The sequence below is a fragment of the Propioniciclava soli genome (assembly GCF_014858005.1).
Taxonomy (GTDB): Bacteria; Actinomycetota; Actinomycetes; order Propionibacteriales; family Propionibacteriaceae; genus Propioniciclava; species Propioniciclava soli.
Genome location: NZ_JACYOT010000006.1, coordinates 210,464 through 227,244, shown reverse-complemented (window position 1 = coordinate 227,244; position 16,781 = coordinate 210,464). Strand labels below are relative to the sequence as shown.

Sequence of the window (16,781 nt, the reverse complement as noted above, 5' to 3'; positions counted from 1 at the left end):
ACCATGGCCGCCACAGGATTCATCGGACTCGGCGTGATGGGGCGCCCCATGGCCCGCCACGTGATGGCGTCCGGACGCCCCGTCGTGCTGCACACCCGAACGCGCTCGAGGGTCGCCGACCTGGAGACGGCCGGAGCCGGCTGGGCGGATACCCCGGCCGAGCTCGCCCGGCGCTGCTCGGTGATCGTGTTCGTGCCGCCCACGATCGCCGACATCCGGGCGGTGACGTTCGGCGCCGACGGCGTGCTGGCCGGTGCCCTCTCCCCGGCGCCCGGGGGTGACGCCCCCGCGGACGCCGCGGGCCCACCGCTGCTGCTCGTCGTGAGCTCCACGTGCGGTGCAGCGGAGGTGAGAACGTTCGGCGAAGAGGTCCGGGCCGCGTCGCGAGGGCGCGTCACCGTGGTCGATGCCCCGGTGAGCGGCGGAGCCGAGGGCGCGGAGGCGGGGACGCTGTCGGTGATGGTGGGTGGCGCGGACGCCGACGCCGCCCGGGCCGTCGAGGTGCTGGGCGCGACCGGTCGCGCCGTCCACCTGGGACCGCTCGGCGCCGGCCAGGTCGCCAAGGCCTGCAACCAGCTCATCGTGGCCGCGACCGTCGTCGCCAACGCCGAGGCGGCGGTGGTCGCCGAGCGGGCGGGGCTCGACGTGGCCGCCCTGTTCGACCTGCTGGGCGGGGGGTACGCCGGCAGCCGGGTCATGGAGGTCAAGGCCCGCCGGTTCGCCGAGCACGACCACTCCCCCTCCGGGGCGGCGAAGTTCATGGTGAAGGATCTCCGTGCCTTCGCCGAGGTCGCCGCCGACACCGGCACGACCACCACGCTCACCGAACCGTTGCGGGACGCCTTCGGCGGGCTCACCGACGCGGGTCTGGGCGATGCCGACACCGCCGTGGTGCAGCACTGGATCGAGCTCGCCTCCGACCGCGCCTGACCCTGGCTCGCCTGACCCCGACCGCCCGACCGCCCCACCCGCGACGCGGGCCCCGCGGGCCGCTCAGGCCAGGGGCACCAGCAGGTTCGACCCGTACCGCTCCAGCCCGAGCGACACCGCGAGCGCCGTGGCCGCGGCGCTGCTACGCGCGACGCGCATCACCGCGAACCCCGATTGGTCCACCCCGTCGGCCAACGCGGCGGACGCCACCCGCGCGCCCAGACCGTGGCCGCGGTGCCCGGGCAGCACGAGGACGCCCACATCGGCCCGCCAGCCCCACAGGGGTGCGAGCGTGGCGGCGGCGACGAGCTGCCCGTCGGCCTCGACGCCGAAGCCGAGAGCTGCGGGGCGGTCGAACCCGGCCTCAGCCCACTCCTCCGGGCGGACGCCCTCGCGCAGGCCGGCCAGTCGGTCGGGGCTGACCGGCGCCGCGTCCGCCGTGAGCGTGGTGGTGTGGTCGGCCCAGAAGTGATCAGCGGGCCCCCGCACGGGGGCGGACGCCAGCGGCGTCCAGAAGGCGGCGTCACCGAGCTCGGCGGGGCGGTGGCCGCGCACGTGGGCGGCGACGGCGTCCACGTGGGCGAGCGGGATGTCGACCCATGCCTGCCCGCCTAGCACCACCACCAGCGCCGCGTCGTCGTGACGCCCGCTCACGGTGAGCGTGATCGGGGTCAACCCCGGCACCGGCGCCCCGAGCCGCATCGCCCAGTGGCCGGCGATCCTGCTGCGGGTCGCGTCCAACACAGGGAGCACCCTAGAGGGTTCGCGCGCGTCGCGTCCCAACGCTCAACCCCGGCTCCACCTGGCGCACCCCGACGTCACCTGGCGCACCCCGGCGTCACTTGGCGCACCCTGGTGTCACGTGGCGCAGTGGAGCTCACGTGGAGGGCCTTGCAGGGGCCGCCAGGTGAGCTCCACTGCGCCACGTGGGCTGAGGGTGCGCCACGTGGGCTGAGAGTGCGCCACGTGGCGGGGCCGGGGAGACCGGGGGCGTCACGGCATCATGGGGTCATGGAGCCGAAGCCACCGACCACCGTCCACCTGAGCCGCCGCGGCCCGTCGTCCTACGAGGCGACCAACGCCCGCGGCGTCCGCCTGCCGATCGGCGGGGAGGACGGGTTCTCCCCGGTCGAGCTGCTGCTGGCCGCCGTCGCGGGGTGCTCGGCGGTGGATGTCGATGTGATGACCTCGCGGCGCGCCGAGCCGGAGTCCTTCGCGGTGACCGCGTCGGGCCGCAAGGTGCGCGAGGGCGGCAACCACCTCGAGGACGTCGAGGTGGTCTTCCGCCTCCGCTTCCCCGAGGGCGACGCCGGCGACCAGGCCCGGGCGCGGATCGCGCCGGCGGTCCGGGCGTCCGCGGAGCGCGACTGCACCGTCTCCCGGACGGTCGAGCTGCCCACGCCCGTCACGTTCACGATCGACTGACGCCCCCGGCGGGGCCGTCGAGGACGCCGCGTCAGCTCACGTGCAGGCTCAGCTTGCGGCCGGCCAAGCCGCGGCGCCGGGACGCCAGGTGCTCGGCGAGGTCGTCGAGGGCACGGGCGGCGGGGCGGTCGGCGTCCGTGGCCACCAGCGGCACCCCGGCGTCGCCGGACGCGCTCACCGCGGCGTCGATCGGCACCTGGGCGAGCAGCTTGATCGGGTAACCCAGGCGCAGGCTGAGCGCCTCGGCGACGCGCTCGCCGCCGCCGGAGCCGAACAGGTCAACGCGGTGGGACTCCCCACAGTGGGGGCACTCGGCGGCCAGGTAGGCCATGTTCTCCACGACGCCGATCACCTTCTGGTCGACCATCGACGCCATCGTGCCGGCCCGCTCGGCCACCTCGGCGGCGGCCTGCTGCGGCGTGGTGACCACCAGCACCTCCGCGTTCGGCAGCTTGGCCCCGAGCGACATCGCCACGTCGCCGGTGCCTGGCGGGAGGTCCACCAGCAGGTAGTCGAGGTCGCCCCAGTACACGTCGGCGAGGAACTGCTGCAGCGCCCGGTCGAGAATCGGCCCGCGCCAGGCGATCACCTGGTCACGGCTCTGCTTCAGCATGCCGATGCTGATGACCTTCAGGCCCTCCACCGGCACGGGCAGGATCATGTCGTCGATGCCGGTCACCTCGGCGTCCGCGATGCCCAGCATGGGCGGGATCGAGTGGCCGTAGATGTCGGCGTCCAGCACGCCGACCGACTTCCCGCGCGCCTCCAGCGCCTTGGCGAGGTTGACCGTCACGGACGACTTGCCCACGCCCCCCTTGCCGGACGCGACGAGGATCACCTGGGTCAGGTTGTCGTCCGCCGCGAACGGGATGATGCGTTCCCGGACGCCGCCGCGCAGCTTGGTCTTCAGCTCGGCGCGCTGCTCGTCCGACATCACGCCGAACTCGAGGTCCAGCCCGGTGAGACCCTCGACGCCCTGCAGCGCCGCGTGCACATCGTGCTCGATGGTGCCCTTCATGGGGCAGCCCGAGATCGTCAGCAACACCTTCACCGACGCGAGACCGGCCTCGTCCACCTCGACCTTCTCGACCATGTCGAGCTCGGTGATCGGCTTGTGGATCTCGGGGTCGTTGACGTGGGAGAGAACCTCCCAGACGGCATCGGTCAGGCTGGCGGCAGACATGCGCTCCACTCTACCGAGCCCACACCGGACGCCCGACCGCGCGGCCCGTGGTCAGCGGCGCCGCTCGGCCCGCTCCTCGGTGTCGCCGTCGCCCCGCTCGAGCTCCTCGAGCAGGTCGCGCAGCTCGGAGCGCAGGAAGTCCCGCGTCGGCATCTCGTTGATCCGCATGCGGAGCGCGGCGATTTCGCGGGCGAGGAAGTCCATGTCGGCCCGGCCCTGGGCGGCAACCTGCCGGTCGTGCTCGATGGTGACCCGGTCGCGTCCCTCCTGCCGGTTCTGGGCCAGCAGGATCAGCGGTGCCGCGTAGGACGCCTGCAGCGACAGCATGAGCGTCAGGAAGATGTAGGGAAAGGGATCCCCGAAGACGCCGGGCGCGATGTTGTTGATGACGATCCACGCGATGATGAACACCGTCATCCAGAAGAGGAAGTTTGCGGTGCCCATGAACCGGGCGAAGCTCTCGGCGAAGGCGCCGAAGGCGTCCTCGGGCAGCCGCACCCGGGGCAGCCACGTGGTGCGGCGTCCGGGGGTGTTGAGCCGTTCGGGCGTCGTCGGTCGATCGGGGAGGCTGGGTCGCTCAGACGAGGGGGCCACCGGTCACTCCTTCCGCGAGCTGGATCCCCCGCCAGTCGTCCGGGAGGATGTGGTCGAGCACGTCGTCGACCGTGACCGCGCCGAGGAGCCGATTGTCCTCGTCCACAACCGGCGCGCACACGAGGTCGTAGGTCGCGAAGTAGCGGCTGACCAGGGCGACGTCGGCGTCCGGGCGCAGGGGCGCGATGCCCGAGTCGACCAGGGACGCGGCCAGCAGCGACGGCGGTTCCCGCAACAGCTTCTGGATGTGGACGGCGCCCACGTAGCGCCCCGTCGGCGTGTCGAGCGGCGGGCGGCAGATGAACGCGAGGGCCGCCAGGGCCGGCGTGATCTCCTCGTTGCGGAGCAGCGCCAGGCAGTCCGCCACGGTGGCGTCGGGGCCGACCACCACCGGCTCGGGCGTCATCAGACCACCGGCGGTCGCGGGTGAGTAGTTCAGCAGGGCACGGACGTCCTCGGCCTCCTCGGGCTCCATGCGCTCCAAGATGGTCTCGGCCAGGTCGGGTGCCAGCTCGGCGATGAGATCGGCGGCGTCGTCCGGATCCATCTCCTCCAGGATGTCGGCGGCCCGCTCGGTGTCGAGCGTCCGGATCACCTCCACCTGCTCGGCCTCCGGCAACTCCTCCAGCGCGCCCGCGAGCATCTCGTCGTCCAGGGCCTCCACGACCTCGGCCCGCCGCGCGGGGCTCATCTCGTGCAGCTCGCGCGCCACGTCGGCCGGCTTCATCTCGGCCAGCTCGGCCAGCACCTGGTCTGTCCCCCGGGCGGTCTCGACGAAGAAGTCGGGCACCTCGTTCCAGTCCACGACCACGACGTGGCCGCGCGAGAACGGCGACCGGCTCGTGTTCTCCCGCAGCGCCACCTCCGTGACCTCCCACGCGCGCGTCCGCGTCCGCTCGATCGCGACATCGAAGATGGACGCCGCCGGCGCGCCGGGGCGGGTGACCGACTTGTCGAACAGGTCGGTGAACACCAGCGCCTCGGCGTCGCGCCGCTGGAACGCGACGGTGTTCACCACGCCCGAGATGATGATCTGCTGCGCGTCCACGGTGTGCACCCGCTCGATGGGCAGGAACACCCGGCGCAGGCGCAGCAGCTCGACGACCATGCCCTTCACCCGCGGCGGGCGGGCGTTCGTCCGGTTCTGGACGACGATGTCTCGGACCTTGCCCACCTGGTCGCCACTGGCGTCCAGCACGGGCAGGCCCTTGATGCGCGACACGAAGATCGACGTCGGGGATCCACTCACGCCCCGAAGGGTATCGCTCAGGTCGCCTCGGGATCGAAGGCGACCGCGCGGGGGGACGCGATGGCCGGGTCGCCGCCGCCGTGGTCGTCCGGGTCGTCGAGCACGGCCGCCGTCGCGCCCCCACCGGTGGACGCCCCCGCCGAGGCCGTGCCCGCCTTGGCCGCACTGGCCGAGCGGCCCGATTTCCGGGACGACCCGGTGGCCTCGTTCGCGGTGTCCTTGAGGAGCGTGCCGGCCTCCAGGGCGTCCTCGCGGATGGCCCGCAGATCCTCGATCTCATCCCCCGACAACAGGTGCCGCTGCACGAAGGTGCGCGGGTTCAGGTCGGTGATGTCGATGTGGTCCCACTCCGGCCCGAGTTCCTTGCGGATCTGCCCCCGGGCGTCGTTGCCGACCGCCCGCAGGTAGGCGATGATCCGGGCCGCCTTGCGCGCGAGGTCCGGCAGTTTCTCGGGGCCAAACACGATGATCGCCAGCATGACGAGCAGCGCGATCTCGCCGATGTTGAAATCAAACATGCGCCGTGGCCCCCGCGCTCAGAGCCCGGCGGACTCGAGCAGCTGGATGAACGTCCTCGCCTGCTGGGGGGTCGCCGGCTTCAGCGGACGCCGCAGCACCGCCTGCTGGAACCCCCGCGCCCCGAGCGCGGCCTTGACGAGCATGCAGCCCTGGGTCGCAAACACCCCGGTGTAGACGGGCAGCAGGCGCCGGTACAGCTCGAGGGCCTCCTCGCCGGCCCCGTCGGCCAGCAGATCCATCCACTCCTTGGTGAGTGCGCCGGTGAAATGGGTCGAGGTGCCCACCACGCCCGTGGCCCCGATGCTGAGCAGGGGCAGCGTCAGCGCGTCGTCGCCCGCGTAGTAGGCGAGGTCGGTCGCCGCCATGACGCGCGCGGAGCTGACGAGGTCACCCTTCGCGTCCTTCACCGCGACGATGCGCGGGTGGCGCGCCAGGTCGACCAGCGTGTTCTCGGTGATCGGGATTCCGGTCCGGCCCGGAATGTCGTAGAGCATCACCGGCAGCTCGGTGGCGTCGGCGACGATCATGAAGTGCTCCAGCACGGCGTCCACCGGCGGCTTGCTGTAGTAGGGGGTGACGACGAGGACGCCGTCCGCCTCGGCCTCGGCGGCGTCCCGGCAGCGCGCGACGGTGGCCGCGGTCTCGTTCGTGCCGACGCCGGCGATGATCGTGGCGCGGTCCCCCACCTCTGCCTTGACGGCCTTCAGCAGCGCCAGCTTCTCGGCGTCGCCGGTCGTCGGGGACTCCCCCGTCGTCCCGTTGATCACCAGGCCGTCGTTGTGCTGCTCGTCCACCAGGTACGCCGCCAGCCGCCGCGCCTCGTCCAGATCGAGCGATCCGTCGGGCGCGAAGGGCGTGACCATTGCGGTCACGAGCCGTCCGAAGGGTTGGGCCATGGCGCCAGTCTAGGGGCAACGTGTCCTAGGCTGTGACCGTGAACGCTGCCGCCAACACCACCTCCGCGACCGGCCAGGTCGCCTCCCTCGTCTACGCGGACGCCTTCGGCGCCGAGCCCGAGCACACCGCTGCGGCGCGGGACGCCGCCCGCTCGCTCGGCATCGCCGCCGCCACCCCCGGCACCGCCGCCCTCCTGGCACTGCTGGCCCGCATGGTCGGTGCCCGCGCCGCCGTCGAGATCGGCACCGGCGCCGGGGTGTCGGGGCTGGCGCTGCTGGCCGGCATGGAGCCGGACGGCATCCTCACCAGCATCGACCTCGAGCCCGAGCACCAGGCCGCCGCCCGCAAGGCGATCGCGAGCGCGGGCGTCCCCAACCGCCGGGCGCGCCTCATCGCCGGGGCAGGCCTGGCCGTGCTGCCCAAGTTGAGCGACGGCGCCTACGACTTCGTCTTCGTCGACGGCGACCCGCTGGAATACGTCGAGTACGTCGAGCAAGCGGCCCGCCTGTTGCGCAGCGGTGGCCTGCTGGTCGTCAACCACGCACTCGCCGGCGGCACCGTCGCCGACTCCGGCAACGAGGACGATGAGACCGTGATCATCCGCGAGGCCTTGGCCGCCACGCAGACCATGGAGGAGTTCACTCCCGTGCTGCTGCCCGTGGGTGACGGGCTTCTGGTGGCCCTGCGCACCTGAGCCGCAGTCGAAGCGGGAGAGCTGAGCCTGAACCAGTCGAAAGCAGCTTGGCCCGCGGCGTTCGAAGCAGCTGATCGATCGACTCTATCTTGGACGAGCCACGCCTCGCCCAACAGAAACCATCATAGATACGCTTGACCTGTAGCGGATTTCGCTGGACGAAAGGTTGGTGATGGACCCATGGCGCTGCCTGATCTGCTCAGCTACGACGACCTGGCGGGCCTGGGCCTCACTCGGTACCGCCTTGATCGACTTGTCGAGGCCGACGAATTCGAGCGCATTTCCCCTGGCCTGTTCCTTCGGTCGGGACTCGCAGACGACACGACCTCGGCGTGGATTGCGATCGCTGCGAGGAAGCCCGATGCGACGTTGTGCCTTCTCACGGCACTTTCACTGCACCAGCTGACCGATGAAATTCCCACCCGTAGCGACCTTGCCATCCCGCGCGGCACACAGCCTGTCACCGTGCGTCACGCACCCGTCGCCTGGCACCGCTTCGATGCCAGCACGTTCAGCATTGGTCGCGGAGAGCACGAGCTTCCAGGCGGTCAATCCATCGGTCTGTACCGCGCCGAGCGCACGCTGATCGACTTGTTCCGGCTACGACACACCTGGGGTAGCGACCTCGCCCTCGGTGCGCTCAAGCAGTGGCTGCGCGGGCGCGGCAACAGCCCCCATGTCCTGCTGACGATGGCCGAGGACTTTCCGCAGGCACGCCCAGCGATCCAGCATGCCTTAGAGGTTCTGCTGTGAGCCCGCAGCCGCGTCACGGCACGCCAGACGGCGACGCCACCATCGCCATTCGTACTCTCGCTCGGCAAACGCGTGCGGACGTGCAAGAGTTGCTGACGCTGTACGCACTTGAAGGCCTGCTGGCGCGGATCGCGCGCTCCCCGCACCGCGAGGACTTCGTCTTGAAGGGCGGCATGCTGCTCGCCGCGTTCGCCGCGCGCCGCCCCACGAAAGAATTTGATCTACAAGCAACCAGACTGACCGGTGACCCAGAGGAGGTCGCCCAGAGGGTCCGCGCCATCGCTGCGCTGGACACCGCCGACGGGCTTGTCTTCGATCCCAAGAGCCTCGACGCGACGACGATCCGTGACGAGGACGAGTATGCCGGGGTTCGAGTGAGGCTGGCGGCGACTCTCGGAACCGCGCGGCTGACGATCGGGATCGACGTGAACTTCGGAGACCCGATCTGGCCGGCGCCGCGCCTCATCGATCTTCAGCGCGTTGTGCCTCTTGACCTACCACCCGTGACGTTGTTGGGGTACCCGCTGACGATGGTGCTGGCCGAGAAGATCGTCACTGCTCTCGATCGCGGCGTGGCCAACACCCGCTGGCGAGACTTTGCTGATGTCTACACCCTTGCGCGACTGCATCCAGTCGACGCACCCGAACTTCGCGCATCGATCGAAATGGTGTCCGAGTATCGCATGGTCGCACTTGCACCACTGTTGCCGGCGCTCGCGCCGATGAGCGAACGAGCGCAGCAGAAGTACCGGGCGTGGCGCACACGGTCCCACCGGGACGGAGACCTACCCGCAATGTTTGCCGATGTTCTCTCCGCGGTCGCGCACTTCGCAGATCCGGTGTTAGGCGCCCCCGCAATGGGGCGATGGAATCCGCTCCTCCAGATCTGGCAGTGAGCGGCCAAACCTTGGATCAACCACCAGGCGGACCATCCACCCGCCTGCCTTGCCGACATCAGGGCCACTGTCCCAAGTGCGGAGGGTCCTCGCATCGATGCCGACCCCCGTATGCCCGTGCCGGGCGCTACGAGCGTGGAGGTGTTGGCGTGTCACTGACTGGGCGTGCGCAGCCCCAGTATGAAACCGGCCACGGCTAGGCACAGACCCTTTGCTGAAGTCCTCGGACTCTCCTCAAGATCACGCACCTTCACGCTCCTAAAGCAAGCCGTCTCCAAGGTGGGACGGCCTGCTTCGGGCGAATCCTCAGCCGCCTCAGATCGTGGCGCGTCCGTTCTTCGGCACGGTCACGATGCCGTTGTCGGAGATGTGGAAGCCCCGGGCGAGATCGTGCTCGCGGTTGACGCCGACCTCGGCGCCGTCCTCCACGATGACGTTCTTGTCGAGGATCGCGCGGCGGACGACGGCGTTGCGGCCGATGCGCGCCCCCGAGAAGATGATCGACTCCTCCACCTTGGCCCACTTGTCCACGTGCACGTTCGGCGAGAGCACCGACCGGTCCACGTCGCCGCCGGAGATGATCGAGCCCGCGGAGACGATCGAATCCTCCGCCGTGCCGCGCAGCGTGAACTTCGCTCCGGGAGCCTGGGGCTGCTGGGTGAAGATGGGCCAGTCGCGGTTGTAGAGGTTGAAGTCGGGGTCGACGCTCACCAGGTCCATGTGGGCCGCGTGGTAGGCGTCGATGGTGCCGACGTCGCGCCAGTAGTTGCGGTCGCGCTCCGTGGAGCCCGGCACGTTGTTGTGGGTGAAGTCGTAGACCTGCGCCTGGCCCTTGTTCACGAAGAACGGCACGATGTTGCCGCCCATGTCGTGCTTGCTCGAGGCGTCGTCCGCGTCGGCCTGCAGGCACTCCACGAACGCCTTGCGCGTGAAGATGTAGTTGCCCATCGACGCGTACGACTCCTCGGGGCTGTCGGGCAGCCCCGGCGGGTCGGCCGGCTTCTCGAGGAACTGCGCGATCTTGTTGGACGCCTCGGCGTCGATGATGCCGAAGGCGGACGCCTCGTGCCGTGGCACCCGGATGCCGGCCACGGTGCACTCCAGCCCGGAATCGATGTGGGCGTCGAGCATCTTCGCGACGTCCATCCGGTAGATGTTGTCGGCACCGAAGACGACCACGTAATCGGGGTCCTCGTCGTTGATGAGATTCATCGACTGGAAGATCGCGTCGGCAGACCCCATGAACCACTGCTTGCCGGTGCGCTGCTGCGCGGGCACGGAGGTGACGAAGCTGCCGAGCAGGGTCGACATCCGCCACGTCTGCGCGATGTGTCGGTCCAGCGAGTGCGACTTGTACTGGGTGAGGACGGCGATCTTCGTCAGTGAGGAGTTCGCCAGGTTGGAGAGGACGAAGTCGATGAGGCGGTAGGTGCCCCCGAAGGGCACCCCCGGCTTGGCCCGGTCAGCAGTGAGGGGCATCAGACGCTTGCCCTCGCCACCGGCCAGGACAATCGACAGGACGTTCGGTCGATTGGGCATGGCACCAAACTAGTTGCTGGACGCCCGCGGCGCACCCCTATTCGACGAACGTCTCCACCTGTGGAGGGTCGCGAGTTTCGGACGCGGCGCCACGCCGGGTGTGCGACGATCAGGCATGCGCGTATCCATCCTGACCCGCGAGTACCCCCCGCACATCTACGGGGGCGCCGGCGTCCACGTCGGTCAGCTCGTCCCCCAGCTGGCGAAGTTCACCGATTCCGTCGACGTCCAGTGCATGGGCGAGCCGCGCGAGGGCGCGACGGCTCACTCCGAGGCCTACCCCGAAGGGGCCAACGCGGCCCTGCGCACCGTGGCCGCCGACGTGTCGATGGCCGCTGCGATTCCCGAGGTCGATGTCGTCCACGCCCACACCTGGTACGCCCAGTTCGCCGGAATCCTGGCCAGCGAGTTCCAGGACATCCCGCTCGTCGTCACCGCCCACTCCCTCGAGCCCGACCGGCCATGGAAGGTCGAGCAGCTCGGCGGCGGGTACCGCGTCAGCTCGTGGGTCGAGAAGACCGCCTATGAGAACGCGGACGCCGTCATCGCCGTCTCGGCGGCCATGATCAAGAACATCCAGGACGCCTACCCCTTCGTGGAGACCGAGCGGATCCACGTCGTCAAGAACGGGATCGACCCCGAGGAGTTCAAGCCCGACCCCGACGACGCCGTGCTGGCCGAGCTCGGCGTCCCCCGCGACGGGCCGCTCGTCGTGTTCGTCGGACGCATCACGCGCCAGAAGGGGTTGGTGCACCTCGTGCGTGCAGCCCAGGAGTTCGACGAGAACGTCACCCTGCTGCTGCTGGCGGGCGCCCCGGACACCCCGGAGATCGCCGCCGAGTTCCAGGAGGCGTTCGGGGAGCTGAACCAGCGGCGTCCGGGCCGGGTCTTCTGGGTGCAGGAGATGCTGCCGCGCGAGAAGGTCCGCCAGGTGCTGACCGCTGCCGACCTGTTCGCCTGCCCGTCGGTCTACGAGCCGCTCGGCATCGTCAACCTCGAGGCCATGGCGTGCGAGACCGCCGTGGTGGCCTCGGCGGTCGGCGGCATCCCCGAGGTCGTGGTCGACGGCGAGACCGGCCTGCTGGTGCCCTACGACCCGGCCAGGGCGGGCGATGCGGAGTTCGTCGCGGGCTTCGAGTCCGACTTCGCCGCGCGCATCAACGAGCTCGCTCGCGACCCCGACCGGGCCCACGCGATGGGCAAGGCCGGTCGCCAGCGCTGCATCGACGAATTCTCATGGGAGAAGATCGCCCAGGAGACCGTCGAGGTCTACCGCGCTGCCGCCGAGCACCGCAAAGCCCGCCGGGGCTGAGCGCACCGCCCGCGAGAACGGCCCCCGGAGCGCGCTCCGGGGGCCGTTCGTCGTGATGCGGGTTGGGGTGTCGGTGTGGGATGTCGGTGTGGGGGTGCCGAGGGAGGGAGGGCGTCAGCCCACGACCGCCTTGAGCGCCTCGAGCAGCTCGGCCGCCTCGGTCGCATTCATCTCGATCACCAGCCTGCCGCCACCGTCGGCCGGGATGCGCATCGCGATCACGCGGGACTCCTTCGCGACCTCGATCGGACCCTCACCCGTGCGGGGCTTCATTGCTGCCATGGTTCTCCCTCTCCTGATTGCTGCGAGAACTCGTCTGCCGCCATTATCGCAGACCCGTCCGCCTGGGGGGTGACCTCGACGGGTGCGCCCCCGGCGTCGACGGGGCGGAAATACGACTCCGTCGTGGCCGAGAGCTGCCGCTCCAGCCGCGCCAGCAGCTCATCCACCTGGGCCATCGAGTAGCCCCGGACGTCGACCCGAAACTGCACGGCCCGCAGCTCCTCGGCCCCCAGCGGGCCGTCCGGCAGGTCAAGCACGGGGGCGTCGTGCTCGGGGCCGGGCAACGCGCCGAGGCCACCGGACGCCACCACGGCCCCCGCCCCCAGCACGACGACGGCCAAGACCCAGAGAATCCACTCCATCAGGCGTCGCCGTCCGGCTCCTCGGTGAGCCGGTGCGCCAGGGCGGCCTGCTCGCGCCGGTGCGCGGCGATGATGGCGACGGCCTCGTCGACGTCGTCGGTGAGGTGGAGCATGTCGCGATCGGGGGCGCTGATGTACCCGTCGTCGCGCAGCGAGTTCTCCACCCAGCTGAGCAGGCCCGACCAGTGGTCACGGCCGAACAGCACGAGCGGGAAGGAGGTCACCTTCTGCGTCTGCACCAAGGTGAGGGCCTCGAACAGCTCGTCGAGCGTGCCGTAACCGCCCGGCATGACCACGAAACCCTGCGCGTACTTCAGGAACATCACCTTGCGCACGAAGAAATAGCGGAAGTTGATGCCGAGGGTCACGTACTTGTTCAGCTTGTCCTCGAACGGCAGCTCGATGCCGAGCCCCACCGAGACGCCGCCGGCCTCGGCGGCCCCCTTGTTCGCGGCCTCCATCAGGCCGGGGCCGCCGCCGGTGATGGTCGCGAAACCCGCCTCGGCGAGCGCCTGACCCAGCCGGACGCCCTCGGCGTACAGCGGGTGGCTGCGCGGCGTCCGCGCCGAGCCGAACACGCTGACGGCCGGCCCCAGCTCGGCGAGCGTGCCGAACCCCTCGACGAACTCGGCCTGGATGCGCATGACCCGCCACGGGTCGGCGTGCACCCAGTCGGTGTCCCCGCGCCCCTGGAGGAGCCGCTGGTCGGTCGTGGTCTGCTGAACTTGGTCGGCACGCCGGAGGACCGGCCCCTGCCGCGTCCCCTTCCGCTTCTTCGTCACGGACGCCAGCCTAACGGCCCGCTCAGCGAAGCCAGCGGAGCAGGGCGTCCTGGCAGGTGTGGAGGTCGGCGACGGGGCAGAACTCGTCGTCGGCGTGCGCCTTGCCCGGGTCGGCCGGGCCGTAGTTGACGGCGGGGATGCCGAGGGCGGCGAAGCGCGCCACGTCCGTCCAGCCGTACTTGGCGCGCGGCTCGCCGCCGACCGCGGCCACGAAGTCCCGGGCCGCGGGTAGGTCGAGCCCCGGTCGGGCCGCGGCGGCGGCGTCCGTGACCACCAGGTCGTACCCGGCGAAGACCTCGCGGCAGTGGGCCTCGGCCTCGGCGATGCTCCGGTCGGGCGCGAACCGGAAGTTCACGGTGACGGTGCAGCGGTCGGGGATCACGTTGCCGGCGATGCCGCCGGCGATCGAGACGGCGTTGAGGCCTTCGCGGTACTCCAAGCCGTCGACGACGACGCGGCGGGGCTCGTAGGCGGCCAGGGTGGCGAGGACGCCGGCGGCGTCGTGGATGGCGTTGTGCCCCAACCAGCTGCGGGCGGAGTGGGCGGCGGTGCCGGTGCAGGTGAGGTCGCAGCGCAGCGTGCCTTGGCAACCACCCTCGACGCGGGCTCCGGTCGGCTCCATGAGCAGGGCGAAATCACCCTCGATCAGGTGGGGGGCGTTGCGGGCCAGGCGGCCCAGGCCGTTGCGGGCGGCCTCGACCTCCTCGTTGTCGTAGAAGATCCAGGTGACGTCGTGCCGCGGGGCGCTGAGCTGCACCGCCGCCGCCAGCGCGACGGCGACGCCGCCCTTCATGTCGCACGTGCCGCGGCCGTACACCCGGTCGCCCTCCTGCCGCGAGGGCAGGTTGCCCGCGACGGGCACGGTGTCGAGGTGACCGGCGATCACGACGCGGGTGGCCCGGCCAAGCTGCGTGCGGGCGACCACGGCGTCGCCGTCGCGCTCCACCTCCAGGTGCGCACAGGCGCGCAGGGCCTGCTCGACGGCGTCCGCGAGCGCCGCCTCGTTGCCGCTGACGGACTCGATGTCGACCAGCGATCGCAGGAGGTCGACCAGGTCACCGGTGGGGTCCAGGAGCATGTCGGCAGCGTAGCCCGGCGGAGCGGTTGCCACCGGGTTCTGGGCGGCCCCACGGGTGGGCGTGGCATCATGACTGGTGGTGCCCACACCCGAGGAGGACACATTCATGGCAGGCGACCAGCGGCCCGAGGACATCCAGCCGGACGGCCCCGTGGACGGCACGGACCCGTCCACCGAGTCGATCCCGGGTGATTTCACCGACTCCGGATGGGCCGATGCGGCACCCACCGAGGCGTTGCCGGTCGATGAGGCGTACGTCGCGGATGCGCGCGACGGGCAGCCGGACGAGGTCCACCCCGTGGCCGCCGACCCTGCGCTCACCCCCGCCGCGGCGACGGGCGGCGCCAGTGCCGCGACCGCGGTGGCGGCGCCGGCGTCCGGACGGGGCCGCCGCACGGCCTGGATCATCGGCATCCTGGTGTTGCTCGCCGCGCTGATCGCCGCCGGGTGGTGGTGGTGGGACAGCACGCAGCGCGCGCAGCGCGAGGAGGCGATCCGCACCACGGCCCAGACCTATCTGGATTCCCTCGCCGCCGCCGACGCCGAGGGCGCCCTGGCCACGCTGGCCGAGCAGCCCGCGAACACCACGCTGCTGACCGACGAGGTGCTGCAGGCATCGGTGGAGGCCTCGCCCCTCAGCGCCATCGCCGTGGGCGAGGTGACCTCCGAGGGGCAGAACGCGACAGCCGACGTGACCTACCGGATCGGTGAGGAGGACGTGGCCCTCACCCTGCCCATGACCGGTGACGGGGCGCGCACCTGGCACCTCACCGACGGCCTGGGCGAGCTGACGCTGGCGTCCACCGACCACCTCACGGTGAACGGGGCGGAGCTGACGGAGGCGACCAACCCGGTCTTCCCGGGCACCTACACCGCTGCGGCGACCAACCAGTACCTGGTGCTGAACGGCGCGACGAGCGCCTTCATCCCCAGCCCGCAGGCGGACGCGGCGACGATCACGCCGGAGTTCGCCCTCAGCGATCCCGGCCGCGAGTCGATCCTCGCCGCCGTCCGGACGCGCCTGGACGAGTGCGTCGCGTCGACCGAGACGCTGCCGGGCAACTGCCCCTTCGGGCTGGCTGCCGACGGCGCCGAGGTGTCGAACGTGCGCTTCCAGCTCAACAACGACCCGTGGGCCGAGTTCGCGCCGGCCCTCGACCTGGCGGCCATGACGGCGTCCGGCGCGATCCACCTGGACATCACCGGGTTCGCCACGGTGACCGCCGCCGGCCTCACCGGTGACGTCGACCAGAACTTCGCCGTCGACCGCGCCTGGAGCGTGAACCTCACCGAGGATCCGCTGGTCGTCACCTGGTCCTGACCCCCCGACCCGACAGGAAGCCATGACTGACTCCGCCACGCCCACCCGCCACGCCTGGGGCTGGGGGCTCGCGACCACCATCGGTGCGGACGCCGTCCTGGACGTGTGGTACCCCTCCCCCGCGCTGGGTACCCCCGACGGGCCCGAGGCGCCGCGCGCGCTCATGGCGGCCCGCACCACGGACGAGGACCGCGGCGTGAGCACCGAGGTGGTGCTCACCGAGATCGACCTCGACGCCGCGCCGGCGTCCGTGGCGGACGCCTACCTCCGGCTCCACCTGCTGTCGGCCCGGGTGTGCGCCCCCCGCACGCTCAACCTCGACGGTCTGTTCGGCGTGCTGCCGAACGTGGTGTGGACGTCAGCCGGCCCCTGTGCGGTGGAGGGCTTCGAAGAGACGCGCCTCGCGCTGCGCGCCAAGGGCCCGGTCACGGTGTACGGGGTGGACAAGTTCCCCCGCATGGTCGACTACGTCGTGCCGGCCGGGGTGCGGGTGGCGGACGCCGACCGCGTCCGCCTGGGCGCCCACCTCGCCTCCGGCACCACCGTCATGCACGAGGGGTTCGTGAACTTCAACGCCGGCACGCTGGGGGCGTCCATGGTCGAGGGCCGGATCTCGGCCGGGGTGGTCGTGGGCAACGGATCCGACATCGGCGGGGGGGCGTCCATCATGGGCACCCTGTCGGGGGGTGGCACCCAGCAGATCTCGATCGGCGAGCGCTGCCTGCTCGGCGCGAACGCCGGCCTGGGCATCTCGTTGGGCGACGACTGCGTCGTCGAGGCCGGGCTGTACGTGACGGCCGGCACCAAGGTGACCCTGCCGGACGGCGCCGTGGTCAAGGCCGTGGAGCTCTCGGGCGGTTCCGGGCTGCTGTTCTTCCGCGACTCGGTCTCCGGCGCCGTCCGGGTCAAGGACCGCCAGGGCACCGGCATCGAGCTCAACGCCGCCCTGCACGCCAACTGAGGCG

19 protein-coding genes are annotated in these 16,781 nt (G+C 71.1%); 8 read left to right on the top strand and 11 right to left on the bottom strand.

Features of this window, described 5'->3' with window-relative positions:
• Positions 1-3: 3 nt before the first annotated feature.
• Positions 4-930 carry an NAD(P)-dependent oxidoreductase gene (locus IFY26_RS08095; RefSeq protein WP_232548484.1) on the top strand — a complete coding sequence of 309 codons (927 nt, stop codon included), beginning with the start codon at positions 4-6 and terminating at the stop codon, positions 928-930.
• Positions 931-993: 63 nt separating this feature from the next.
• Here IFY26_RS08095 and IFY26_RS08090 read toward each other — a convergent pair whose 3' ends face one another.
• Positions 994-1,674 (bottom strand): GNAT family N-acetyltransferase, encoded by a 681-nt coding sequence (locus IFY26_RS08090; RefSeq protein ID WP_232548483.1) that lies wholly within the window; start codon positions 1,672-1,674, stop codon positions 994-996.
• Between the two features lie 267 nt (positions 1,675-1,941).
• On the opposite strand from IFY26_RS08090, the gene IFY26_RS08085 reads away from it, so the two are divergent.
• Positions 1,942-2,355 (top strand): OsmC family protein, encoded by a 414-nt coding sequence (locus IFY26_RS08085; protein ID WP_232548482.1) that lies wholly within the window; start codon positions 1,942-1,944, stop codon positions 2,353-2,355.
• Between the two features lie 31 nt (positions 2,356-2,386).
• Here the strand turns inward: IFY26_RS08085 and IFY26_RS08080 are convergent, their stop codons facing one another.
• The 5 genes from IFY26_RS08080 to dapA are packed head-to-tail and all read right to left on the bottom strand — an operon-like array spanning position 2,387 to position 6,796.
• Positions 2,387-3,538 (bottom strand): Mrp/NBP35 family ATP-binding protein, encoded by a 1,152-nt coding sequence (locus IFY26_RS08080; protein WP_232548481.1) that lies wholly within the window; start codon positions 3,536-3,538, stop codon positions 2,387-2,389.
• A 51-nt stretch (positions 3,539-3,589) separates the two neighbouring features.
• Complete coding sequence (locus IFY26_RS08075; RefSeq protein WP_232548480.1) at positions 3,590-4,132, bottom strand: DUF1003 domain-containing protein; 543 nt, start codon at positions 4,130-4,132, stop codon at positions 3,590-3,592.
• Entirely contained in the window at positions 4,116-5,381 is a 1,266-nt protein-coding gene (locus tag IFY26_RS08070) for a magnesium transporter MgtE N-terminal domain-containing protein (protein ID WP_332836166.1), read from the bottom strand. Before IFY26_RS08070 ends, IFY26_RS08075 begins: the two co-directional genes overlap by 17 nt.
• 17 nt (positions 5,382-5,398) lie before the next feature.
• Positions 5,399-5,899 (bottom strand): sec-independent translocase, encoded by a 501-nt coding sequence (locus IFY26_RS08065; protein ID WP_232548479.1) that lies wholly within the window; start codon positions 5,897-5,899, stop codon positions 5,399-5,401.
• 18 nt (positions 5,900-5,917) lie between these two features.
• Positions 5,918-6,796: a 4-hydroxy-tetrahydrodipicolinate synthase gene (dapA, locus tag IFY26_RS08060; RefSeq protein ID WP_232548478.1), complete on the bottom strand. Its 879-nt coding sequence runs from the start codon at positions 6,794-6,796 to the stop codon at positions 5,918-5,920.
• A gap of 38 nt (positions 6,797-6,834) precedes the next feature.
• Here dapA and IFY26_RS08055 point away from each other — a divergent pair, with 38 nt between their 5' ends.
• The 3 genes from IFY26_RS08055 (at position 6,835) to IFY26_RS08045 (ending at position 9,140) form a co-directional block, all read left to right on the top strand.
• Positions 6,835-7,491 (top strand): O-methyltransferase, encoded by a 657-nt coding sequence (locus tag IFY26_RS08055; protein ID WP_232548477.1) that lies wholly within the window; start codon positions 6,835-6,837, stop codon positions 7,489-7,491.
• Positions 7,492-7,671: 180 nt separating this feature from the next.
• On the top strand, positions 7,672-8,244 hold the full coding sequence (locus IFY26_RS08050) for a type IV toxin-antitoxin system AbiEi family antitoxin domain-containing protein (RefSeq protein ID WP_232548476.1): 573 nt from the start codon (positions 7,672-7,674) through the stop codon (positions 8,242-8,244).
• Entirely contained in the window at positions 8,241-9,140 is a 900-nt protein-coding gene (locus tag IFY26_RS08045) for a nucleotidyl transferase AbiEii/AbiGii toxin family protein (protein WP_232548475.1), read from the top strand. The genes IFY26_RS08050 and IFY26_RS08045 overlap by 4 nt, the downstream gene beginning before the upstream one ends.
• Before the next feature lie 315 nt (positions 9,141-9,455).
• On the opposite strand, the gene glgC is transcribed toward IFY26_RS08045, so the two are convergent.
• Positions 9,456-10,679 (bottom strand): glucose-1-phosphate adenylyltransferase, encoded by a 1,224-nt coding sequence (glgC, locus tag IFY26_RS08040; RefSeq protein WP_232548474.1) that lies wholly within the window; start codon positions 10,677-10,679, stop codon positions 9,456-9,458.
• Positions 10,680-10,794: 115 nt separating this feature from the next.
• Between glgC and glgA the strand changes: the two genes are divergently transcribed.
• Positions 10,795-11,991 carry a glycogen synthase gene (gene glgA / locus IFY26_RS08035; protein ID WP_232548473.1) on the top strand — a complete coding sequence of 399 codons (1,197 nt, stop codon included), beginning with the start codon at positions 10,795-10,797 and terminating at the stop codon, positions 11,989-11,991.
• Between the two features lie 114 nt (positions 11,992-12,105).
• On the opposite strand, the gene IFY26_RS08030 is transcribed toward glgA, so the two are convergent.
• From IFY26_RS08030 to dapE, 4 genes are read right to left on the bottom strand one after another with little or no spacing between them, the layout of a single operon-like run.
• Positions 12,106-12,273 (bottom strand): DUF3117 domain-containing protein, encoded by a 168-nt coding sequence (locus IFY26_RS08030; protein WP_232548472.1) that lies wholly within the window; start codon positions 12,271-12,273, stop codon positions 12,106-12,108.
• Positions 12,261-12,635: a DivIVA domain-containing protein gene (locus tag IFY26_RS08025; RefSeq protein ID WP_232548471.1), complete on the bottom strand. Its 375-nt coding sequence runs from the start codon at positions 12,633-12,635 to the stop codon at positions 12,261-12,263. The genes IFY26_RS08030 and IFY26_RS08025 overlap by 13 nt, the downstream gene beginning before the upstream one ends.
• Positions 12,635-13,417, bottom strand: coding sequence for an LOG family protein (locus IFY26_RS08020; RefSeq protein ID WP_232548470.1), 783 nt, complete (start codon positions 13,415-13,417; stop codon positions 12,635-12,637). Before IFY26_RS08020 ends, IFY26_RS08025 begins: the two co-directional genes overlap by 1 nt.
• Positions 13,418-13,439: 22 nt before the next feature.
• Positions 13,440-14,495, bottom strand: a complete 1,056-nt coding sequence (gene dapE, locus IFY26_RS08015; RefSeq protein ID WP_232548469.1) for a succinyl-diaminopimelate desuccinylase — start codon at positions 14,493-14,495, stop codon at positions 13,440-13,442.
• A gap of 106 nt (positions 14,496-14,601) precedes the next feature.
• On the opposite strand from dapE, the gene IFY26_RS08010 reads away from it, so the two are divergent.
• Both IFY26_RS08010 and dapD read left to right on the top strand, forming a co-directional pair.
• Positions 14,602-15,816: a hypothetical protein gene (locus IFY26_RS08010; RefSeq protein ID WP_232548468.1), complete on the top strand. Its 1,215-nt coding sequence runs from the start codon at positions 14,602-14,604 to the stop codon at positions 15,814-15,816.
• 22 nt (positions 15,817-15,838) lie between these two features.
• The gene (gene dapD, locus IFY26_RS08005; protein WP_232548467.1) at positions 15,839-16,777 is read left to right on the top strand and encodes a 2,3,4,5-tetrahydropyridine-2,6-dicarboxylate N-succinyltransferase; all 939 of its coding nucleotides are present in this window, start codon (positions 15,839-15,841) and stop codon (positions 16,775-16,777) included.
• The last annotated feature ends 4 nt before the right edge of the window (positions 16,778-16,781 follow it).

Bases quoted from the DNA above. Each gene is read 5' to 3' on its own strand.
- IFY26_RS08030 (WP_232548472.1), bottom strand. From the start codon at position 12,273: ATGGCAGCAATGAAGCCCCGCACGGGTGAGGGTCCGATCGAGGTCGCG.
- glgC (WP_232548474.1), bottom strand. From the start codon at position 10,679: ATGCCCAATCGACCGAACGTCCTGTCGATTGTCCTGGCCGGTGGCGAG.
- glgA (WP_232548473.1), top strand. From the start codon at position 10,795: ATGCGCGTATCCATCCTGACCCGCGAGTACCCCCCGCACATCTACGGG.
- IFY26_RS08095 (WP_232548484.1), top strand. From the start codon at position 4: ATGGCCGCCACAGGATTCATCGGACTCGGCGTGATGGGGCGCCCCATG.
- dapA (WP_232548478.1), bottom strand. From the start codon at position 6,796: ATGGCCCAACCCTTCGGACGGCTCGTGACCGCAATGGTCACGCCCTTC.
- IFY26_RS08050 (WP_232548476.1), top strand. From the start codon at position 7,672: ATGGCGCTGCCTGATCTGCTCAGCTACGACGACCTGGCGGGCCTGGGC.
- dapE (WP_232548469.1), bottom strand. From the start codon at position 14,495: ATGCTCCTGGACCCCACCGGTGACCTGGTCGACCTCCTGCGATCGCTG.
- IFY26_RS08025 (WP_232548471.1), bottom strand. From the start codon at position 12,635: ATGGAGTGGATTCTCTGGGTCTTGGCCGTCGTCGTGCTGGGGGCGGGG.
- dapD (WP_232548467.1), top strand. From the start codon at position 15,839: ATGACTGACTCCGCCACGCCCACCCGCCACGCCTGGGGCTGGGGGCTC.
- IFY26_RS08080 (WP_232548481.1), bottom strand. From the start codon at position 3,538: ATGTCTGCCGCCAGCCTGACCGATGCCGTCTGGGAGGTTCTCTCCCAC.
- IFY26_RS08010 (WP_232548468.1), top strand. From the start codon at position 14,602: ATGGCAGGCGACCAGCGGCCCGAGGACATCCAGCCGGACGGCCCCGTG.
- IFY26_RS08085 (WP_232548482.1), top strand. From the start codon at position 1,942: ATGGAGCCGAAGCCACCGACCACCGTCCACCTGAGCCGCCGCGGCCCG.
- IFY26_RS08065 (WP_232548479.1), bottom strand. From the start codon at position 5,899: ATGTTTGATTTCAACATCGGCGAGATCGCGCTGCTCGTCATGCTGGCG.